Here is a 21243-nt window from a genome sequence, read left to right on the forward strand (position 1 = left end):
GGATCACATTACGTGGGATATTGGTGAAATGTAGCGGGTACGTTATCGTCTCTCTGCGCTTGGGGCGATCCCCTCAGCGCTTTGATGATTGTACGGCCGGCGAGGAGATTACCATGCATATTCATCTGCTACAGCACGGCCCTGACCATGGACCCGCCCGTTTAACCGACTGGCTTACCAGTATGGGCCATAGTTACACCGTTTTTCATCTCTATGCTGGCGAGTTAACGCCCCGCCCGAACGAATCCGATGCACTGATTGTACTTGATGGGCCTGAGACGTTACTCAGCCAACCACCCTCTTGGTTTAAAGCTGAAGATAAACTGATCAACCGCTACCTGGATGGTCAAAAACCGTTATTGGGGATTGGCATTGGCGCTCACTGGATAGCGCAAGCACTCGGCGCAGTGGTAGCCCCGGGCACTTACGCCGAAACAGGCTGGCATACGGTCACCCTGGCGCCGGAAAGCTCACTGGATTTGCCCGAGACTTTTAGCGCGTTTATGTGGCATCGCTATGTCTTTAGCTTGCCCGATGATGCTTTTTCCCTGGGTGGCAGTGAAGCAGCACCGCTGCAGGGGTTTACCTGGGATAGAGGTCGCGTCGTTAGCCTGCTGTGCCATTTGGAAGCCACGCCTGCCAGCGTTAACCACCTGTTGAGCAACGTCGAACGACCCAGCGCCTCATCTGCCGCCGCCCGCTATGTTCAGGACGATGCGCAAATCCTTGAGGATTCCAATCGCTTCACTCATCTAGCGCCGTTACTTGACCGCGTGATGACCCAGTGGTTAAAAACGAACTAACAGCAGCGCATACAACCATTATCTGTTCCACTGCCTGGCCACCGCCAGGCAGCTCTCCCAATCGCCGACATGGATTTCTGGCGGGGCAGTCTCGCGCTGCTTGTTTAAATGATAGCGGTAGAGCGGGTCGTAGTACTCGGTAAGCAGTGGCGCAAGCCACGCTTCATGGGCCTGGGGGTTGCCGTGGACATGTTCGTTAAACGCCAGTGCTTGAAGCCGCTGCAAACGTTGCAGCCGTGCATTTCCCAAACGCTTGCCTAGACGGATCAGCGCATTACTTAACTGCGCCTGCATCAGTTGCCAGCCCTGATAGGCACCATGGCGAGCAGCATAGGCCTGCTCTAAATCGATAATGTAGTCCTGCTGAATTTGAGCAAGACGCCAATCCAGCGGCATTTCGATGCGTATACGGGGAGCTTGCTGCAATGCTCGCCAGAAGCTCAAGGGAATATTGGCACTGCCAATCTGACGGGACTCGTCTTCGATAATCAGCCCTTCGGTTAAGCTGATTAATCGTTTGGCCAGCGCGTGCTCAAAATTTATTTGTGTGGCAGGCTCTTCAGGCCTCCGCCCGAAGGCGGAACCTTTATGGTGCGCATAGGCTTCCAGATCGATGCCGTTATCGAGCTGATTAATCAGCGTCGTTTTTGCACACCCAGTCAGCCCCGCGACGACCAGCATCGGTTGCAGCGCGGCCGTCTCAATACGCTCACATAGCGCTTGACGCATGGCTTTCCAACCACCCTCCAAGCGTGGTATTGAGATGCCGACATCTTCTAACCACTGCTGAGCAATTTGTGAGCGCAGCCCACCGCGAAAGCAGTAAATCAATGCATCTGGATGCTCGGCTAAATACGCCTGCCACGCTGCAATTCGAGCTTGCTTGACCTCACCGCTGACTAAGCGTTCGCCTAGCTTAATTGCCGCGGCTTGGCCCTGTTGTTTATAAGCGATACCCACCTGATGGCGCTCCTCGTCAATCATTAACGGCAGATTGACGGCACCAGGCAGTGCGCCCTGGGCAAATTCGACCGGGGCGCGCACATCTATTAGCGGCCGCTCTTCTTTGATTAGACTTAATGCCGCTGGTCGGGTGGCTAGCGTCACCCGACCACCTCAATAGAAACATTACCTTGGCGTGCTTTCATTACACCGAATGACTGTAATGACAGGCCGAATTCGCGGCCAATGCGCTCAACGTCATCCTCCCAGGCAGGATCGACGCTAATTAACAGCCCGCCAGAGGTTTGTGGATCACACAGCCACTGCCAGTGAGCCTCATCCATGGCAGGCAGGCTCTCCCCCAGCGCATCACGATTGCGCAGCGTACCGCCCGGCACAGCGCCTTGGCGGCGGTAGGACTCTGCCTCGGCCAGACGGGGTAACTTACGGAAATCAATCTGGGCCATGACGTTACTGGCCTGGCACATTTCAGCAAGGTGGCCAGCCAGCCCGAAACCGGTCACATCGGTCATGGCATTTACCCCTTTCACATCGGCAAGCTTTACGCCAATGCTGTTGGACTTGAGCATGGTTTCACGGGCAAGACCATGATGGCCTATTTCCAGTAAGCCACGCTTTTCAGCTGTGGTGAGCAACCCCACGCCCAAAGGCTTGGTTAAAAACAGTAGATCGCCTGGCTTGGCGGTGCTGTTTAGCTTCAGCTTGGTGAGGTCAACCAAACCGTTCACAGCAAGCCCGAAAATCGGCTCTGGAGCATCAATGGAGTGACCGCCCGCTAAGGCAACGCCTAATTCGCGACACACCGCCTGCGCCCCGGCCATTACATCACCGGCGACTTCAGCACTAAGCTTATCCAGCGGCCAGCCTAAAATACCTAACGCCATCACCGGCGTGCCGCCCATGGCGTAGACATCGCTAATCGCATTGGTCGCCGCGATGCGCCCAAAATCAAAGGGATCATCGACAATCGGCATGAAGAAATCCGTGGTGGCGATCATGCCGCGGCCATCGCCCAGATCATACACAGCAGCATCTTCGCGCCCTTGATTGCCGACAATAAGCTGCTTATGGCCTGCTGCTGGCCCCGCTTTAGCTAGAATCCCATCCAGCACGTCCGGGGCAATTTTGCAGCCACAGCCTGCACCGTGGCTATAGTGGGTCAAGCGAATAGAACTCATCGTGTCTCTCCTTGGCACTTCGGTAATATCATCAGTTTAACCCAGTATCGCCCCAGCTACAGGGCGTCCAGCGCATCACTGAGTTTATCTACAGCAATCACTTCCATCCCCTTTGGCGCCTGCTTGGGTGCATTACTGCGCGGCACGATGGCACGTAAAAAACCATGCTTGGCCGCTTCGGCAATACGCTCTTGGCCGCTGGGCACCGGGCGTATCTCGCCTGACAGCCCAACCTCACCAAATACCACTAACTCTTTGGGCAGCGCGCGGTTTTGCAGACTCGACACCACCGCTAGTAACACGGCGAGGTCGGCGCTAGTTTCGAGCACTTTGACGCCTCCGACGACGTTCAAGAACACATCCTGGTCGCCAGTAAACAATCCACCGTGTCGATTAAGTACCGCCAGCAGCATGGCCAAACGGTTTTGATCAACACCGACGGCGACACGGCGAGGGTTACCCAGCGCAGACTCATCCACCAGCGCCTGTACCTCCACCAGAATCGGGCGTGTGCCTTCCCAAACCACCATGACTAAACTGCCGGGCGCCTGCACCTCTTGCCGGGAAAGAAAGATCGCACTGGGGTTTTTGACTTCTTTAAGTCCCTGCTCAAGCATAGCGAAGACGCCTAGCTCGTTAACGGCGCCAAAGCGATTTTTTTGACCCCGCAGAGTGCGAAAGCGTGAGTCTGCGCCGCCTTCTAATAAAAGCGAGGCATCGATCATATGCTCAAGTACTTTAGGGCCGGCTAGCGAACCGTCCTTGGTGACATGCCCTACCAATAGCAGAACGGTGTTGGTCTTCTTGGCGAAGCGCGTTAACGCAGCCGCCGACTCGCGTACCTGGGCAACGCCACCGGGTGCCGAGCTGATATCTTCTAAATGCATCGTTTGGATCGAGTCGATCACCAGAATTTCTGGCTTCTCCCGTTCGGCCACCGCCAGAATAGTCTCTACGCTGGTCTCAGCCAGCATTTTCAAGCCGTTGGTAGGTAGCTGTAGGCGATGGGCACGCATGGCTACCTGGGAGAGCGACTCCTCTCCGGTTACATAGAGAATACGGCGCTGCTGGGCCAGTTTGCAGGCGGTTTGTAGCAGCAGCGTCGACTTACCTGCCCCAGGGTTACCGCCGAGTAGTACCGCCGAACCAGGAACCAGGCCTCCACCTAGCACGCGATCGAACTCTGCGAACGTGGAACTCATGCGGGGTACTTCGCTGAGATCCACGTTACCGAGATCAATGACTTCGCGTGAAAGATCTCCCGCATAGCCTGTACGACCGGGGGAGGTGCCTCCTCCCGGCCTAGCGCTTGCTAAATGCACCTCGCTAAGGGTATTCCACTCTTGGCAACTGCTGCACTGCCCCTGCCATTTGCGATATTCGGCGCCGCATTCAGTGCATACAAAGGCGCTTTTGGCTTTGGCCACTGCCATTACACTCCTACTGTTACTTTCGCTGTCTGACAACATTCACCGAGTTGCCCAATCTACCCAAGACCACGGTCCATTTAAACTAACACCCGCTTTACAACCACTGGACTCGAAAAACACAAAAGGCGGCCAGTGGCCGCCTTTTTACTACTGGCTAACGCCTTATTGACGCTTTAACTGCAGCATTTCACCGTTTTCAAAACGACGACGCTCTGGGTCAATTAGCTCCAGTGTGCTCTGATCAATACGCATGAAGTAATAGATCTGACCATCGCCATCCGGCGTCAGCTCGTAAACGGTGGCATCTGGGTCAGACGGCGTACCGGTCAGCACTTCCCAATTACCCGCGTAGTTTTCATCCGGGGGTGTTTGGGGGTGATTACGGTAGCTCGCGTTCAATGTGAAGGTGCGCTCCTCGGCTGCCCCCATATCGTCACCCATCATTGTGACATCCAGATCGATACCATCGCAGTTACGGCAAGGTAGCGAGCCTTGATAATTAGCCTGTGCTGTCGCCGCTTCTTCTTGCTGCTGTTCCATCGGACCACTTGCGCAGCCAGCTAACAGTGCCAACATAGCCGAACCAGCCAGCAAACTCTTAAGTTGCATAGAGTGTCTCCTTAATCTCGTGTTGGACATCACATTTATTTACGCGCACTTGTGACAGCATAACCGCTACAAGGTGCGACGCACACCCCCTAGCGACGCGAATGCTTGCGCTTAGCTAGCCTTCAAGCGACCATGGCGTACCTTGCTAGGATAATCAGGTTACCCTCATGAGCCAATACTGGAGTCCGGCCGTTCGCGAACTTACGCCTTACGTGCCCGGTGAGCAGCCACGCGAGAAGCTTGTTAAGCTCAACACCAATGAAAACCCTTACCCACCTGCTCCAGGCGTCGGTAAGGCCCTGCACGATTATGCAACAGACCATCTGCGCCTCTACCCTGACCCTACCTCTAAAGCGCTGCGTGAAGTGCTGGCGGAGACGTTCAAGGTAGCTAGCAGCCAGGTGTTTGTCGGCAACGGTTCCGATGAAGTACTGGCATTCGCTTTTCAGGCCTTCTTTTGCCATCAGGCACCGCTTGATGTGCCTGCCATTACCTATAGTTTTTATCCTGTTTACGCCAATCTTTATGGCGTTGAGCTGCGTAAGCATCCGCTCAATAAGCAGTGGGAAGTCGATATTGATGCGCTGGCGTCGGAAACCAACCGCAGCGGTGTTATTTTCGCTAACCCGAATGCTCCTACCGGGCACGCTCACTCGCTCACAACGATAGAGGCGCTACTTAAACGCGTCACAGATCGAGTCGTGTTGGTAGACGAGGCGTATGTCGATTTCGGCGCAGAGAGTGCTGTAACGCTGATTGATCGCTACCCTAACCTGCTCGTCACCGGTACGTTTTCTAAGTCCCGCAGTTTGGCAGGATTGCGGTTGGGTTATGCGATAGGCTCTGAGGAATTGATCGATGGCCTGCTGCGGGTAAAAGACTCTTTCAACTCTTACCCAGTGGATAGCCTAGCAAGCTTAGTAGGCATCGCTGCTCTGAAAGATGTCGAGCATTTCGAAGCCTGCCGCGAGCATGTCATCACTACTCGTGAACGTACTCGTCAACGCCTTAAAGCGCTAGGGTTTGAGGTGCTGCCCTCTAAGGCTAATTTCGTGCTTGCCCAGCATCCTGACTATGAAGGCGCTCAGCTATTTGCTGGCCTACGCGAGCGGGGCATTCTGGTGCGTCATTTTAATACCTCAGACCTCAACAACTTCCTGCGTATCACCATCGGCACCGATGATGAGATGGATAGCCTGATTGAAGCGTTAGAGACGATTTGCGCTTAACCTTTTCATTTGTAAGTCTTTATCTGGGCGGCGCAAGCCGCCTTTTTTATTGGCATCTTTTCTTCCACGCACACAAAAAACCCAGCCGGGTGGCTGGGTTCTTCGTGGTATAGGTGCCTGACGATGGCTGGGCCGGCCATCCGGCGGCCGGCGCTCCGGGACTCTCCCTGGGGAGACCCCTTGTTGTCTTGCGCACAATAAAAATACCCCAGCTTCTTTCGAAGCTGGGGTACGGTATAGGTGCCTGACGATGACCTACTCTCGCATGGGGAGACCCCACACTACCATCGGCGCTAAGCGGTTTCACTACTGAGTTCGGCAAGGGATCAGGTGGTTCACGCGTGCTATGGTCGTCAGGCGTAACTGGCTATATATCATGCTGACTATTGCTACATTGTGATCGTCTCACTGCCTGCCGCCCTGGCGGTTGCCGGGGCCACACGCTGCGTATCCGGTTCCTTCACGTCATCATCACGACCAGACCCCTTGGGTGTTATAGGGTCAAGCCTCACGGGCCATTAGTACACGTTAGCTCAACGCCTTGCAGCGCTTCCACACCGTGCCTATCAACCAGCTGGTCTCGCTGGGCCCTTCAGGAGGCTCTAGGCCTCAGGGATGTCTCATCTTGAAGGGGGCTTCCCGCTTAGATGCTTTCAGCGGTTATCCCGTCCGACCATAGCTACCCGGCAATGCCACTGGCGTGACAACCGGAACACCAGAGGGTCGTCCACTCCGGTCCTCTCGTACTAGGAGCAGCCCTTCTCAAACATCCAACGCCCACGGCAGATAGGGACCGAACTGTCTCACGACGTTCTAAACCCAGCTCGCGTACCACTTTAAATGGCGAACAGCCATACCCTTGGGACCGACTTCAGCCCCAGGATGTGATGAGCCGACATCGAGGTGCCAAACACCGCCGTCGATGTGAACTCTTGGGCGGTATCAGCCTGTTATCCCCGGAGTACCTTTTATCCGTTGAGCGATGGCCCTTCCATACAGAACCACCGGATCACTAGAACCTGCTTTCGCACCTGCTCGACGTGTCTGTCTCGCAGTCAAGCACCCTTATGCTCTTGCACTCAATGCACGATGTCCGACCGTGCTGAGGGTACCTTCGTGCTCCTCCGTTACTCTTTAGGAGGAGACCGCCCCAGTCAAACTACCCACCACACACTGTCCTCGATCCGGATAACGGACCTGAGTGAGAACGCCAATGATGCCAGGCTGGTATTTCAAGGTTGGCTCCCTCCGAACTGGCGTCCAGAGTTCAAAGCCTCCCAGCTATCCTACACAGGCAACATCAGCGTCCAGTGTGAAGCTATAGTAAAGGTTCACGGGGTCTTTCCGTCTAGCCGCGGGTACACCGCATCTTCACGGCGATTTCAATTTCACTGAGTCTCGGGTGGAGACAGCGTGGCCATCATTACGCCATTCGTGCAGGTCGGAACTTACCCGACAAGGAATTTCGCTACCTTAGGACCGTTATAGTTACGGCCGCCGTTTACCGGGGCTTCAATCAAGAGCTTCGCCTTGCGGCTAACACCATCATTTAACCTTCCGGCACCGGGCAGGCGTCACACCCTATACGTCCGCTTGCGCGTTAGCAGAGTGCTGTGTTTTTAATAAACAGTTGCAGCCACCTGGTATCTTCGACCGGTTCGGGCTAGGAGAGCAAGTCTCTTCACCCTACGCCGGCGTGCCTTCTCCCGAAGTTACGGCACCATTTTGCCTAGTTCCTTCACCCGAGTTCTCTCAAGCGCCTTGGGATTCTCACCCTGACCACCTGTGTCGGTTTGGGGTACGGTCGCACATGATCTGAAGCTTAGAGGCTTTTCCTGGAAGCGTGGCATCAGTGACTTCCTGACCGTGGTCAGTTCATCTCGTGTCTCGGCCTTAAAGGATCCCGGATTTACCTAAGATCCAAGCCTACTCACTTTCACCAGGACAACCAACGCCTGGCTCACCTAGCCTTCTTCGTCCCCCCATCGCAACCATGTCCGGTACGGGAATATTGACCCGTTTCCCATCGACTACGCCTTTCGGCCTCGCCTTAGGGGCCGACTCACTCTGCTCCGATTAGCGTCGAACAGAAACCCTTGGTCTTCCGGCGAGGGAGTTTTTCACTCCCTTTATCGTTACTCATGTCAGCATTCGCACTCGTGATACCTCCAGCAGACTTCTCAATCCACCTTCATTGGCGTACACGACGCTCCTCTACCGCTCATCCCTAAGGATGAACCCGTAGCTTCGGTACCTGGTTTAGCCCCGTTACATCTTCCGCGCAGGCCGACTCGACTAGTGAGCTATTACGCTTTCTTTAAAGGATGGCTGCTTCTAAGCCAACCTCCTAGCTGTCTGAGCCTTCCCACATCGTTTCCCACTTAACCAGGATTTCGGGACCTTAGCTGACGGTCTGGGTTGTTTCCCTTTTCACGACGGACGTTAGCACCCGCCGTGTGTCTCCCACGCGTTACTCACCGGTATTCGGAGTTTGCCTCGGGTTGGTAAGTCGGGATGACCCCCTAGCCGAAACAGTGCTCTACCCCCGGCGGTACTACGTGAGGCGCTACCTAAATAGCTTTCGAGGAGAACCAGCTATCTCCGAGCTTGATTAGCCTTTCACTCCGATCCACAAGTCATCCAAATCTTTTTCAACAGATCCTGGTTCGGGCCTCCAATTGATGTTACTCAATCTTCACCCTGCTCATGGATAGATCGCTCGGTTTCGGGTCTATATCCAGCGACTGTGTCGCCCAGTTAAGACTCGGTTTCCCTACGGCTCCCCTATACGGTTAACCTCGCCACTGAATATAAGTCGCTGACCCATTATACAAAAGGTACGCAGTCACAGAACAAGTCTGCTCCTACTGCTTGTACGCACACGGTTTCAGGATCTATTTCACTCCCCTCTCCGGGGTTCTTTTCGCCTTTCCCTCACGGTACTGGTTCACTATCGGTCAGTCAGGAGTATTTAGCCTTGGAGGATGGTCCCCCCGTCTTCAGTCAAGGTTTCTCGTGCCCCGACCTACTCGATTTCACATGATCAGATTTTCGACTACGGGGCTATCACCCGCTACGGCCAGACTTCCCAATCTGTTCGCCTAATCATTCACATGCTTAAGGGCTGGTCCCCGTTCGCTCGCCGCTACTAGGGGAATCTCGGTTGATTTCTTTTCCTCAGGGTACTTAGATGTTTCAGTTCCCCTGGTTCGCCTCTTACACCTATGTATTCAGTGTAAGATACTGACCTTATGGCCAGTGGGTTTCCCCATTCAGAGATGTCCGGGTCACAGGTTGTTGCCACCTCACCGAACCTTATCGCAGGCTACCACGTCTTTCATCGCCTCTGACTGCCTAGGCATCCACCGTGTGCGCTTAATTGCTTGACCCTATAACCCGAAGGAGTCTGGATGTCGCAATAATCACGTTTCATTTTGCCGGATACGCTTGAGACGTATCACAATTTAAGAGCACTTCTTGCGAAGTGTTCTTGTCAGCATGATATACATTGTTAAAGAGCGACTGCTATAAGCAGTGATAAGCGTTTTTTTCACATTAAAAAAAGAAGACCTTTTTCTTTTTCTAAGCTAGAAAAGCGTTCGCTTATCACTGCTCATATCACAGCTATCTGATCAGGTAATTCATTGTGGACGCTTACTGAGCGTGACGCATCGTTTAAGGAGGTGATCCAGCCGCAGGTTCCCCTACGGCTACCTTGTTACGACTTCACCCCAGTCATGAACCACACCGTGGTGATCGCCCTCTTGCGTTAGGCTAACCACTTCTGGTGCAGTCCACTCCCATGGTGTGACGGGCGGTGTGTACAAGGCCCGGGAACGTATTCACCGTGACATTCTGATTCACGATTACTAGCGATTCCGACTTCACGGAGTCGAGTTGCAGACTCCGATCCGGACTGAGACCGGCTTTAAGGGATTCGCTGACTCTCGCGAGCTCGCAGCCCTTTGTACCGGCCATTGTAGCACGTGTGTAGCCCTACCCGTAAGGGCCATGATGACTTGACGTCGTCCCCACCTTCCTCCGGTTTGTCACCGGCAGTCTCCTTAGAGTTCCCACCATTACGTGCTGGCAAATAAGGACAAGGGTTGCGCTCGTTACGGGACTTAACCCAACATTTCACAACACGAGCTGACGACAGCCATGCAGCACCTGTCTTACAGTTCCCGAAGGCACACCAGAATCTCTTCCGGCTTCTGTAGATGTCAAGGGTAGGTAAGGTTCTTCGCGTTGCATCGAATTAAACCACATGCTCCACCGCTTGTGCGGGCCCCCGTCAATTCATTTGAGTTTTAACCTTGCGGCCGTACTCCCCAGGCGGTCGACTTATCGCGTTAACTTCGCCACAAAGTGCTCTAGGCACCCAACGGCTGGTCGACATCGTTTACGGCGTGGACTACCAGGGTATCTAATCCTGTTTGCTACCCACGCTTTCGCACCTCAGTGTCAGTGTCAGTCCAGAAGGCCGCCTTCGCCACTGGTATTCCTCCCGATCTCTACGCATTTCACCGCTACACCGGGAATTCTACCTTCCTCTCCTGCACTCTAGCCTGACAGTTCCGGATGCCGTTCCCAGGTTGAGCCCGGGGCTTTCACAACCGGCTTATCAAGCCACCTACGCGCGCTTTACGCCCAGTAATTCCGATTAACGCTTGCACCCTCCGTATTACCGCGGCTGCTGGCACGGAGTTAGCCGGTGCTTCTTCTGCGAGTGATGTCTTTCCTAATGGGTATTAACCACTAGGCGTTCTTCCTCGCTGAAAGTGCTTTACAACCCGAAGGCCTTCTTCACACACGCGGCATGGCTGGATCAGGGTTGCCCCCATTGTCCAATATTCCCCACTGCTGCCTCCCGTAGGAGTTCGGGCCGTGTCTCAGTCCCGATGTGGCTGATCATCCTCTCAGACCAGCTACGGATCGTCGCCTTGGTGAGCCATTACCTCACCAACTAGCTAATCCGACATAGGCTCATCCAATAGCGGGAGCCGAAGCCCCCTTTCTCCCGTAGGACGTATGCGGTATTAGCCTGGGTTTCCCCAGGTTATCCCCCACTACCGGGCAGATTCCTATGCATTACTCACCCGTCCGCCGCTCGTCAGCATCTAGCAAGCTAGATCTGTTACCGCTCGACTTGCATGTGTTAGGCCTGCCGCCAGCGTTCAATCTGAGCCATGATCAAACTCTTCAGTTTACAATCATTGTGATCCTTACTCGTCACCCGAAGGCAACAAAAGCGAATCAAACTTGGCTCAAGGTTCAAACGAATTCATTTCAATTTACATTGTCATGACCGCTTGCCTTGATATTTGGTGATTTGTCACCAACGTCAGCAAGCGCCCACATGAATTACCTGATCAAATTGTTAAAGAGCGTTTCGCTGCTGGGGTTACTGTGAAAGCAACCGGCTTGCCGTTGACTTGGCTTGCCTCAGCGAGGAAGGCGTATTCTACGCATTTCCTGGCGGTTGTCAATATGCGATTTTCAAAACCGCTAACTCGTTGACTAACCAAGGCTTTTACACCTCATTCACCGCTGGTAACGCTAGGCGTCCCCGGCAGCGGATGCGTACTCTACGGTTTCGCTGACGGGTTGGCAAGGGCTAATGCGAAAATAACTATAAAAACAGGCTGAAAAGTTTAGCTCTTGGGTTTTGCTTTACGCATAACGGCTAATACAGGGCCTGAAGCCACGTAGGTACCAAACAGTAATAGCAGCATTACTGAAGGCTCGACCGAGATCAACACGAAAGCGAGCACGATGGCTAACAGCACAACAAACGGTACCGGCTTTTTAAAGTCGAGGTCCTTAAAGCTGTAGTAACGGATATTACTCACCATCAACACACCTGCTGCTGCCACGACTACCAACATCAACAGTTTGAAACCGAAAGCGTCGGCATCAAAGCTATGGAAAGTCCACACGCTGGCTGCGACTAGCGCCGCAGCAGAAGGGCTGGGTAAGCCAATAAACCATTTTTTATCGACACTGCCAATCTGGACATTAAAGCGTGCAAGGCGAAGCGCCGCGCAGGCAACGTAGAGAAAGGCCACTACCCATCCTGTTTTACCGATATCCTGAAGAATCCAGGTGAAGGCAACCAAAGCAGGTGCCATACCAAAGGAGATCATGTCAGCTAGACTATCGTACTCAGCGCCGAATTCACTTTGTGTATTGGTCATGCGTGCGACACGGCCATCCAAGCCATCCAGCACCATGGCAATAAAGATCGCAACGGCTGCCGAGGTAAACTCACCATTTATGCCAGCCACCACCGCAAAGAAGCCGGCAAATAGTGCCGAAGTGGTAAATAGGTTGGGCAATAAGTAGATACCTTTACGGCGAATTTTTTTGCCGTCTTCTACTGCCTCTTCCACCACTTCCGTTTCACGCAAGAAGGCAGTCGCCAGATCCTCATTGCCGCCTACTTCTGACTGATCAGAGCCATTGGGCTGCTCAGAGCCTGTACGACCTGGGCTTACCTGGCCAGCGTTTGACTGATCTGAGCCTGAGGGCTCTTGATCGCGAGCGTCCTGTGTCATAGGTTTCATCCATTAAAAGTGAAGTCACGGGAACAGTGATCGCATTCATTCTACACGGTGAGGGACACTCAGCCAGCCAATTGCTGCATTGTTACCTTCTAGAGGCTGGCGTCGGCGGGTGCTACAGGCTAATAACTAAAAAGCGCCGCTTCGGGAAAGAAGCGACGCTTATGCTTACGTTGAAGTGCCAGCTGTAAAGGCTACGTTCTTTTATGCCTAGAGCGACAAAACCTTATCGCCCCGGGCAATACCGGAAACCCCTGTACGCGCGACTTCCAAAATACCTACCGGCGCCATGGCTTGCAGGAAAGCATCCAGCTTGCCCGCATCGCCGGTGATCTGCACGGTATACAGGCTTGGCGTTACGTCGACGATCTGCGCGCGGAAGATATCAACCGTGCGCTTCACTTCATCACGCGCCGCGCCTAGCGCTTTCACTTTCACCAACATCAGCTCGCGTTCGATGTGATTACCTTCAGTGAGATCCACCAGTTTCACCACATCAATCAACTTATTGAGGTGTTTGGTAATCTGCTCAATCACCCGGTCATCGCCCACGGTAGTAACCGTTAAGCGTGAAAGCGATGGGTCTTCAGTGGGCGCCACGTTAAGCGTTTCGATGTTGAAGTTACGCTGGGAGAACAACCCGACCACACGTGACAGCGCACCCGGTTCATTTTCTAACAGAATCGAGATGATATGACGCATCAGGTACGCTCCGTTTTAGACAGCAGCATGTCGCGCATGGCACCTAACGGCACCTGCATCGGATAGACGTGCTCAAATGGGTCGACCTTCACGTCAAGGAACACCAGCTCGTGCTTATCAGCAAAGGCACGCTCTAGCGCTGGTTCAAGCTCATCTATCGTCGTAACGGTAATAGCGGTAAACCCATACGCCTCAATCAGCATATGAAAGTCTGGCAGCGACTCCATATAAGAGTGTGCATGGCGCGACTTGTAGTTCAAGTCCTGCCACTGACGCACCATTCCCAATGACGCATTATTAAGATTGACGATCTTAACGCCCACCCCGTACTGCTTACAGGTGGAGAGCTCCTGCATCATCATCTGGAAGCTGCCTTCACCGGTGACGCATACCACATCATCCTCTGGGTAGTTCTGCTTGATACCCATGGCCGCTGGAAAACCAAAGCCCATAGTGCCCAAGCCACCTGAGGTAATCAGCCGGTTGGGTTTATCAAACTTGTAGTACTGTGCCGCGAACATCTGGTGCTGGCCGACATCAGTCGTGACATAAGCCTCACCTCGCGTAACACGGCAGAGCGCTTCAATCACTTCCTGTGGTTTAAGCGCCTCACCGGGCTTGGACGGCTCGTAAAGCTTGCCTTCACGGTCTGCACGCCAGCCATCAATCTTTTCCCACCACTCAGCCAGCGCTTCTGGATGGGCAATTTTTTGCCCCTGCACCAAACTGATCATCTCATTGATAACGCTGGAGGCCGGACCCACGATCGGCACATCGGCACGTACCGTTTTAGAGATCGAGCTCGGATCAACATCGACATGTATGATTTTAGCTGTGGGGCAGAACTTCGACGTACTATTGGTTACGCGGTCATCGAAACGCGCGCCAATGGCAATGATCAGGTCGGCGTGGTGCATGGCCATATTGGATTCATAGGAACCATGCATACCCAGCCAGCCCAAACACTGCCGATCACTTTGCGGATACGCGCCGATGCCCATCAGCGTGGTGGTGATCGGATAACCCAACTGCTTGACCAGATCAGTCAGGCCTTCGCTGGCTTTACCCGTGACTACACCGCCGCCGGTATAAAACACCGGACGCTTGGCCTTAAGCATCATTTCGACGGCTTTCTTGATCTGACCGGTATGGCCACGCGTTACCGGATTGTACGAACGCAGCTTAACCTTTTTCGGATAGACGTATTCGTAGCGTTCGGTAGGGGCAGTCATATCTTTAGGGATATCAACTACCACCGGACCAGGTCGCCCTGTCGACGCCAAGTAAAACGCCTTTTTAAGCACTTCCGGGATTTCAGAAGGATGACGGATTGAGAAGCTATGCTTCACGATCGGGCGTGTCACACCGACGATATCGGTTTCCTGGAAGGCGTCTTCACCGATCAGATGACTCGCCACTTGGCCACACAGCACTACCATGGGAATTGAGTCCATGTAGGCGGTAGCGATACCGGTGACGGCATTCGTCGCACCGGGGCCTGAAGTGACGAGCACGCAGCCCGCTTTGCCCGAGGCGCGAGCATAGCCATCGGCCGCGTGAGTCGCCGCTTGTTCGTGCCGCACCAAAATGTGCTTCACCTTGTCCTGGCGGAAGAGTGCATCGTAAATATGCAGCGCTGCACCGCCGGGGTAACCATAAATGTATTCGATGCCCTCATCTTGCAAGAAGCGGGCAATCATATCTGCGCCGGAAAGCAGTTCCACTGTATTTCTCCCCTGGAGGTCTCGAGTGCGATCCGCAGGACATCCTGCGGTGTCGAGTGCGGCGGTATGCCGCTGCCGGCCCAAGCCGGCACCTGATGCCAAACCCTGGCAGATGGCCCGGTTAGGGCCTGCACTCTTGTCGGGAACACTGACGTACACCAAGGTAAGTCAGCCATTCCCTTACACGGCAGTTCGCCGTGTCGGGGCGTTGGCCAGGTTGGGCGGTTAGCCCAAGCCCGGAAGTCCTTCGGCGGGTAGAGGCCTTCGCCTACCCTTCACGCGGGGATTAGGGGTTGCCCGTTGAGTCCGCGCCCGCAAATCAGGAACCGACAAGATTCCATTAGCGCCCTCAGCCTGTCAACCTCCGATCAAGCCAAACGCAACAAAGGTCGCAGGAAGCCATTAAAAAAGCCCCGCTAGCAACGCTAGCGGGGCTTTCGCCCTATTCAATTGCGCGAAATTAGCTTCATCAATGTTTAGGCAAACACCAACTTACCCTCTTCCGCCGTTATATGAATGGTATCACCAGGCGTAAATTTGCCCCCCAATAGGTCTTGGGCCAGCGGATTCTCAATACGGCTCTGAATCGCCCGCTTAAGTGGTCGCGCCCCATACACCGGGTCGAAGCCCACTACCGCAAGCTGCGCCATCGCTTCAGGGCTAACCTCAAGTTTCAGATCGTGTTCGGCGAGGCGCACTTTCAAGCGCTCCAATTGGATACCGGCAATGGCTTGAATCTGCTCTTGGCCAAGCGCGTGGAACACCACCACTTCATCGATGCGGTTAATGAGTTCAGGCCGGAAGTGGTTGCCCACCACCTCCATGACCATGTTTTTCATGATTTCATAGTCCTGACCTTCGTCACCACTCGGATTACCGCCCATGCGCTGAATAATGTCCGAGCCCATGTTGGAGGTCATCACGATGACGGTATTGCGGAAGTCCACGGTGCGCCCCTGACCATCCGTTAAACGGCCATCTTCCAACACCTGCAGCAGGATATTGAAGACATCAGGGTGTGCTTTCTCTACTTCATCCAACAGCAGCACCGAGTATGGCTTGCGGCGTACAGCCTCGGTTAAGTAGCCGCCCTCTTCATAACCTACGTAGCCAGGGGGCGCACCGATCAAGCGAGCCACGGAGTGCTTCTCCATAAACTCCGACATATCGATTCGCACCATCGCCTCTTCAGTATCGAACAGAAAGTTCGCCAGCGATTTACACAGCTCTGTTTTACCCACCCCGGTGGGGCCGAGGAACAGAAACGAGCCATTAGGACGATTAGGATCAGATAGCCCTGCCCGTGAGCGACGTACCGCGTTCGCCACCGCCTCAACGGCCTCGTCCTGACCAATCACGCGCTCGTGCAGCGCCTCTTCCATACGCAGCAGCTTATCGCGTTCGCCTTCGAGCATTTTGGAGACCGGAATACCTGTCCAACGGGAAACCACTTCAGCGATCTCCTCTTCCGTCACATTGGAACGCAGCAGCTGGTGGCTAGAGGTATCCGCTTCTCCCTCGCCGCTTTCAGCAATTTTCTTCTCGAGCTCTGGAATCTTGCCATACTGGATTTCTGACATGCGGCCCAGGTCGCCCTGACGTCGGGCCTGCTCCAGATCGAGCCGCGCTTGTTCCAAGTCGGCCTTAAACTGCGCTGCCCCCTGAATACTGGCTTTTTCAGCTTTCCAAATTTCATCAAGGTCGGCGTATTCGCGCTCTAGCTCGTGAATCTGAGTGCTCAGTGCTTCCAAGCGTTTTTTGCTCGCCTCATCGGTCTCCTTCTTAAGCGCTTCGCGCTCCATCTTGAGCTGAATCAGGCGGCGATCAAGGCGATCCATTTCCTCTGGTTTGGAGTCAAGCTCCATACGGATACGTGAAGCAGCCTCGTCGATCAGGTCGATTGCTTTGTCGGGCAACTGGCGATCAGTGATATAGCGTGTTGAGAGCTTGGCTGCGGCAATAATGGCCGAGTCGGTAATATCCACACCGTGGTGTACTTCATAGCGCTCTTTCAGGCCACGCAGAATCGCCACGGTGTCCTCTTCAGAAGGTTCATCCACCAACACTTTCTGGAAGCGGCGCTCTAATGCGGCGTCTTTCTCAATGTACTTGCGGTACTCATCCAGGGTGGTCGCGCCCACGCAGTGCAGCTCGCCGCGTGCAAGGGCCGGTTTGAGCATATTGCCTGCGTCCATGGCGCCTTCGGCTTTACCCGCCCCGACCATAGTATGCAGCTCATCAATAAACAGGATTACCCGTCCCTCTTCCTGGGAGAGTTCCTTGAGCACGGCCTTCAAACGCTCTTCAAACTCGCCGCGGAACTTGGCGCCCGCTAACAGCGAGCCCATATCCAGCGAGAGCACGCGCTTATCTTTGAGGCCTTCCGGCACTTCACCATTAACAATGCGCTGGGCCAACCCCTCGACAATGGCGGTTTTACCCACACCGGGTTCACCGATTAATACCGGGTTGTTTTTGGTTCGCCGCTGTAGCACTTGAATCGTACGACGAATTTCGTCGTCGCGACCGATTACCGGATCGAGCTTACCGTCCAGGGCGCGCTGGGTAAGATCCAAAGTGTATTTATTGAGCGCTTCGCGCTGATCTTCGGCGTTGGCATCGTCGACGGTAGCACCGCCGCGTAGGCTATTGATAGCCGCTTCGAGTGATTTACGAGTGATGCCCGCGTCTTTCAGCAGCTTGGTGATGGCCGAGTTCATCTCAAGCGCGGCCAACAGTACTAGCTCACTGGCGATAAACTGATCACCGCGCTTCTGCGCTTCACGATCGGTTAAGTTGAAAAGCTTGATGAAATCCCGAGATGGCTGCACTTCGCCGTCGAACTGCCCCACCTTGGGCAAATTATCCAGCTGCTGCATCAGTCCGTCGCGCAGGCGCGAAGGACTACCCTCGGCTTTTTCAATCAGGGCCTTAATACCGGTATCTTTGGTGTCGAGCAGGGCCAGCAGCAAATGCGCTGGGTCTAGCTGATTATGGCCACGGCCAACGGCCAGCGACTGCGCCTCGGCAATCGCGCTTTGGAGCTTGGCGGTAAATTTATCAAAACGCATAGAATTCCTCCTGAGGTAGCCGTGCGTTTGGACGCACCGCGCAACCCAATATAACGTGTCATTAGGCGTACTAATCACGATTAGCTTGACAAGTTAAATGGCGTCAGTTCCGGGCATTTCAAGAGCAGGTTAAATAAACCACGAGGCTTAGGAGGCTTTTATTGACGTTAATTGATCCAGATCACGCTGGCCATACGACCAGTGGTGCCGCCATCACGGCGATAAGAGTAAAACCGCGACTCGCAGGCAGTACAAAAGTGGCCGCCACTGATCTGATTCACGCCAAGCGCCTCTAAACGAAATCGTGCAAGTCGATAGAGATCAGCCATGTAATGACCCAGGCGGTAAGGGCTATGATCAAAAGCGTCAGCGGTATCCGGGTGAACGGCAACAAAGGCGCCATAAACTTCTGGGCCAACCTCAAATTGAGCGTTGGAGATAGCAGGACCTAACCACACCAGAATATCGTCTGGATCCGTGTTCAGCGCGGCAATGGTTGCCTCCAGCACGCCGCCCGCCAAGCCACGCCAACCGGCATGAGCTACCGCCACCTGAGTACCTGCACGGTTACAAAACATCACCGGTAAGCAGTCCGCTGTTAACACCACACAGGCGTACTCGCTGGAAGTTGCAATTGCTGCATCCGCATCCGCAGCCTCGGTTTGATAAACCTGCTGCACGCGGGCGCCATGGGTTTGGTTGAGCCACAGAAGTGGCCGCTCATCACCAATCTCTTTCTGCACTAAACGGCGGCACAATGCCACATGGTCGGGGTTATCACCCACATGCGCGGCCGTGTTAAAAGCGGCAAAATCACCCTGACTAGGCCCTGATTCGCGGGTAGTCACAAAGGCACGCACGTTTGCCGGCGCCGGCCAGTCTGGAATCAAAAGCGTCGGCCGCAAATTAATGGCATCGCTCATCGCATCGTCTCGTTATCTTCGCGCAGGTAATCCAACAACATTAACAAATCATCAGGCAGGTCCACCTGAAAAGTGACATTTTCGCCACTCACCGGGTGTTTGAAAATCAATTTACGCGCATGCAGCGCCTGACGAGGAAACTCACGCAGAATCTCTTTCAGCGGCTCAGCCGCACCCGGGGGTAATTTAGCGCGACCGCCATACATAGGGTCACCAATCAACGGATAGCGAGCATGGGCCATATGCACACGAATTTGGTGGGTACGTCCGGTTTCTAATTTGCACCGCACATGGGTATGGGCACGGAACCTTTCGACCACACGGAAATGGGTAATGGCAGGTTTACCTGCTGTTGTCACCGCCTGGCGCTTGCGGTCTTTAGGGTGGCGGCCAATGGGCGCATCAATGGTACTGCCCGATACAGGCTTACCGATGACCACCGCATCGTACTGGCGCGACACGCTACGCGCCTGAAGCTGATCCACCAGCGCTGTTTGCGCGGGCAGCGTTTTCGCCACCATCATCAAGCCCGTGGTGTCTTTATCTAGGCGGTGGACGATCCCAGCTCGCGGCACTTCCGCCAATGCCGGATGATGGTGAAGCAATGCATTCAATAGTGTGCCGTCTGGGTTACCGGCGGCGGGATGCACCACCATACCCGCTGCTTTATTGATCACTATCACCGCATCGTCTTCATAAACGATATCCAGCGCAATGTCCTGCGCTTCGAAACGCGTATCGTCTTCGATAGTTGCCTGCAGCACTAACACTTCATGACCATGCAGCTTGGCTTTTGGCTTGGTGTGAGCGCCATCAACAGTTAATTCACCGGCATTAATCCACGCTTTTAAGCGCTCGCGGGAGTAATCGCTGAACAACTCCGCCGCCGCTTGGTCTAACCGCGCACCGGCTAAGGTAGCGGGTACACGCTGCGTGTCTTCAACAATTCGGGACATGAAAAACCTCTTTAAAACACAAAAAACCTAGCCAAGGCATGGAATCATTTTCTATAACGACACCCGACGAAACGTCGCTAAGCCTGCGTTTTGAGCCGAGGTGATTTATAGTGGGCTGATTGCAACCTATTCTACCATTTCTACTTATGGCCATCGCCGCTTTTTGGTGATTATGGCTTGTTAGCAACGAGGATAATGATGCGCGTTTTTTCAGCTGCCAACCGCTTTGGTGCTTTAGCCCTAAGCCTTGCCCTTTTAGCGGGCTGTGCGAGCAACGACACCAGTGAAGAAGATGATGATGAATTTGCTGGGGTACAGGAGCGTGAGCTCTATGAATTGGCCCGCACGGCCTTAGACAGCAACCGCTATCCGATTGCGATCGAGCGTTTAGAAGCACTCGATACGCGCTATCCGTTTGGCGCTCATGCCGAGCAGGCACAGCTTGAGCTGATTTATGCCTACTATGAAAACAGCAATTGGGAAGAAGCCCGGGCAGCGGCCAGCCGTTTTATCCGCCTTCACCCCGACCACCCGCAAGTTGATTACGCCTACTACCTACGCGGCTTGTCCGCTTGGCAAGCGGGCCGTTTTAGCTTAGAGCGTTTACGCCTGATCGACATCTCCAAGCGCGATTTAGGCGCCTCACGGGATGCCTACAACGACTTCCGCGAGTTGATTCAGCGTTATCCGCAAAGTGAATATGCTGCCGATGCTCAACAGCGCATCGTTTACCTGCGTGAATTGATGGCCCGTCATGAGCTACATGTCGCGGATTACTATCTGCGCCGTGGGGCCTACTTGGCGGCTGTGGAGCGTGGCCGCTGGGTAATCGAAAACTATCCAGAATCCAGCGCCACCCGGGATGCACTGGCCACCATGGTGGAAGGCTATCAAGGTCTAGAGATGGATGACCGAGCCAATGAGGTGCTAGCCGTACTTCGTGAGAACGCACCTGATCACGAGCAGCTAGAGGGGAGCCGCTTTGTTCCTAAACATTTAGGACAAAATGATTAAGCCTCTGGAAATTTTTATCCATTAAAAAACTGTACTGCACCCACCTATCAAACCACGCCTCGGCGTGGTTTTTTATGA

The 21243-nt window shown here is 54.1% G+C and carries 13 protein-coding genes and 3 rRNA genes; 3 read left to right on the forward strand and 13 right to left on the reverse strand.

The genetic code is table 11. The features are described from left to right. Positions 1 to 113 precede the first annotated feature (113 nt). Positions 114 to 803, forward strand: a complete 690-nt coding sequence (locus tag AC5TBW_RS15815; RefSeq protein WP_495509474.1) for a type 1 glutamine amidotransferase — start codon at positions 114 to 116, stop codon at positions 801 to 803. 18 nt (positions 804 to 821) lie between these two features. Here the strand turns inward: AC5TBW_RS15815 and mnmH are convergent, their stop codons facing one another. The 4 genes from mnmH to AC5TBW_RS15835 form a co-directional block, all read right to left on the reverse strand. After that, entirely contained in the window at positions 822 to 1910 is a 1089-nt protein-coding gene (gene mnmH / locus AC5TBW_RS15820) for a tRNA 2-selenouridine(34) synthase MnmH (RefSeq protein WP_495509475.1), read from the reverse strand. Continuing rightward, entirely contained in the window at positions 1907 to 2944 is a 1038-nt protein-coding gene (gene selD, locus AC5TBW_RS15825; RefSeq protein ID WP_495509476.1) for a selenide, water dikinase SelD, read from the reverse strand. Before selD ends, mnmH begins: the two co-directional genes overlap by 4 nt. A 56-nt stretch (positions 2945 to 3000) precedes the next feature. Further along, a complete protein-coding gene (gene radA, locus AC5TBW_RS15830; RefSeq protein WP_495511978.1) occupies positions 3001 to 4371 on the reverse strand; it encodes a DNA repair protein RadA in 1371 nt (456 codons plus the stop codon). A gap of 165 nt (positions 4372 to 4536) precedes the next feature. After that, a complete protein-coding gene (locus AC5TBW_RS15835; RefSeq protein ID WP_495509477.1) occupies positions 4537 to 4983 on the reverse strand; it encodes a copper resistance protein NlpE N-terminal domain-containing protein in 447 nt (148 codons plus the stop codon). A gap of 167 nt (positions 4984 to 5150) precedes the next feature. On the opposite strand from AC5TBW_RS15835, the gene hisC reads away from it, so the two are divergent. After that, a complete protein-coding gene (gene hisC / locus AC5TBW_RS15840; RefSeq protein ID WP_495509478.1) occupies positions 5151 to 6212 on the forward strand; it encodes a histidinol-phosphate transaminase in 1062 nt (353 codons plus the stop codon). Positions 6213 to 6454: 242 nt separating this feature from the next. Here hisC and rrf read toward each other — a convergent pair. From rrf to rluD, 9 genes are all read right to left on the reverse strand, one after another. Continuing rightward, positions 6455 to 6570 (reverse strand): 5S ribosomal RNA (gene rrf, locus AC5TBW_RS15845). Between the two features lie 139 nt (positions 6571 to 6709). After that, positions 6710 to 9601: ribosomal RNA gene (locus AC5TBW_RS15850) — 23S ribosomal RNA — on the reverse strand. Between the two features lie 287 nt (positions 9602 to 9888). Continuing rightward, a 16S ribosomal RNA gene (locus AC5TBW_RS15855) occupies positions 9889 to 11421 on the reverse strand. The 16S, 23S and 5S rRNA genes sit together here, the layout of an rRNA operon. A 445-nt stretch (positions 11422 to 11866) precedes the next feature. Further along, positions 11867 to 12778, reverse strand: a complete 912-nt coding sequence (gene pssA, locus AC5TBW_RS15860; protein ID WP_495509479.1) for a CDP-diacylglycerol--serine O-phosphatidyltransferase — start codon at positions 12776 to 12778, stop codon at positions 11867 to 11869. 207 nt (positions 12779 to 12985) lie between these two features. Then, on the reverse strand, positions 12986 to 13477 hold the full coding sequence (ilvN, locus tag AC5TBW_RS15865) for an acetolactate synthase small subunit (RefSeq protein WP_007113940.1): 492 nt from the start codon (positions 13475 to 13477) through the stop codon (positions 12986 to 12988). Beyond that, positions 13477 to 15201, reverse strand: coding sequence for an acetolactate synthase 3 large subunit (locus tag AC5TBW_RS15870; protein ID WP_495509480.1), 1725 nt, complete (start codon positions 15199 to 15201; stop codon positions 13477 to 13479). Before AC5TBW_RS15870 ends, ilvN begins: the two co-directional genes overlap by 1 nt. A gap of 476 nt (positions 15202 to 15677) precedes the next feature. Further along, complete coding sequence (gene clpB, locus AC5TBW_RS15875) at positions 15678 to 18272, reverse strand: ATP-dependent chaperone ClpB (RefSeq protein WP_495509481.1); 2595 nt, start codon at positions 18270 to 18272, stop codon at positions 15678 to 15680. 167 nt (positions 18273 to 18439) lie between these two features. Beyond that, positions 18440 to 19195 (reverse strand): peptidoglycan editing factor PgeF, encoded by a 756-nt coding sequence (gene pgeF, locus AC5TBW_RS15880; RefSeq protein WP_495509482.1) that lies wholly within the window; start codon positions 19193 to 19195, stop codon positions 18440 to 18442. Next, a complete protein-coding gene (gene rluD / locus AC5TBW_RS15885; protein WP_495509483.1) occupies positions 19192 to 20151 on the reverse strand; it encodes a 23S rRNA pseudouridine(1911/1915/1917) synthase RluD in 960 nt (319 codons plus the stop codon). The genes pgeF and rluD overlap by 4 nt, the downstream gene beginning before the upstream one ends. A gap of 198 nt (positions 20152 to 20349) precedes the next feature. On the opposite strand from rluD, the gene AC5TBW_RS15890 reads away from it, so the two are divergent. Then, positions 20350 to 21165, forward strand: coding sequence for an outer membrane protein assembly factor BamD (locus AC5TBW_RS15890; RefSeq protein ID WP_495509484.1), 816 nt, complete (start codon positions 20350 to 20352; stop codon positions 21163 to 21165). Positions 21166 to 21243: the final 78 nt, after the last annotated feature.

This window comes from Vreelandella sp. ssv (genome assembly GCF_059448525.1).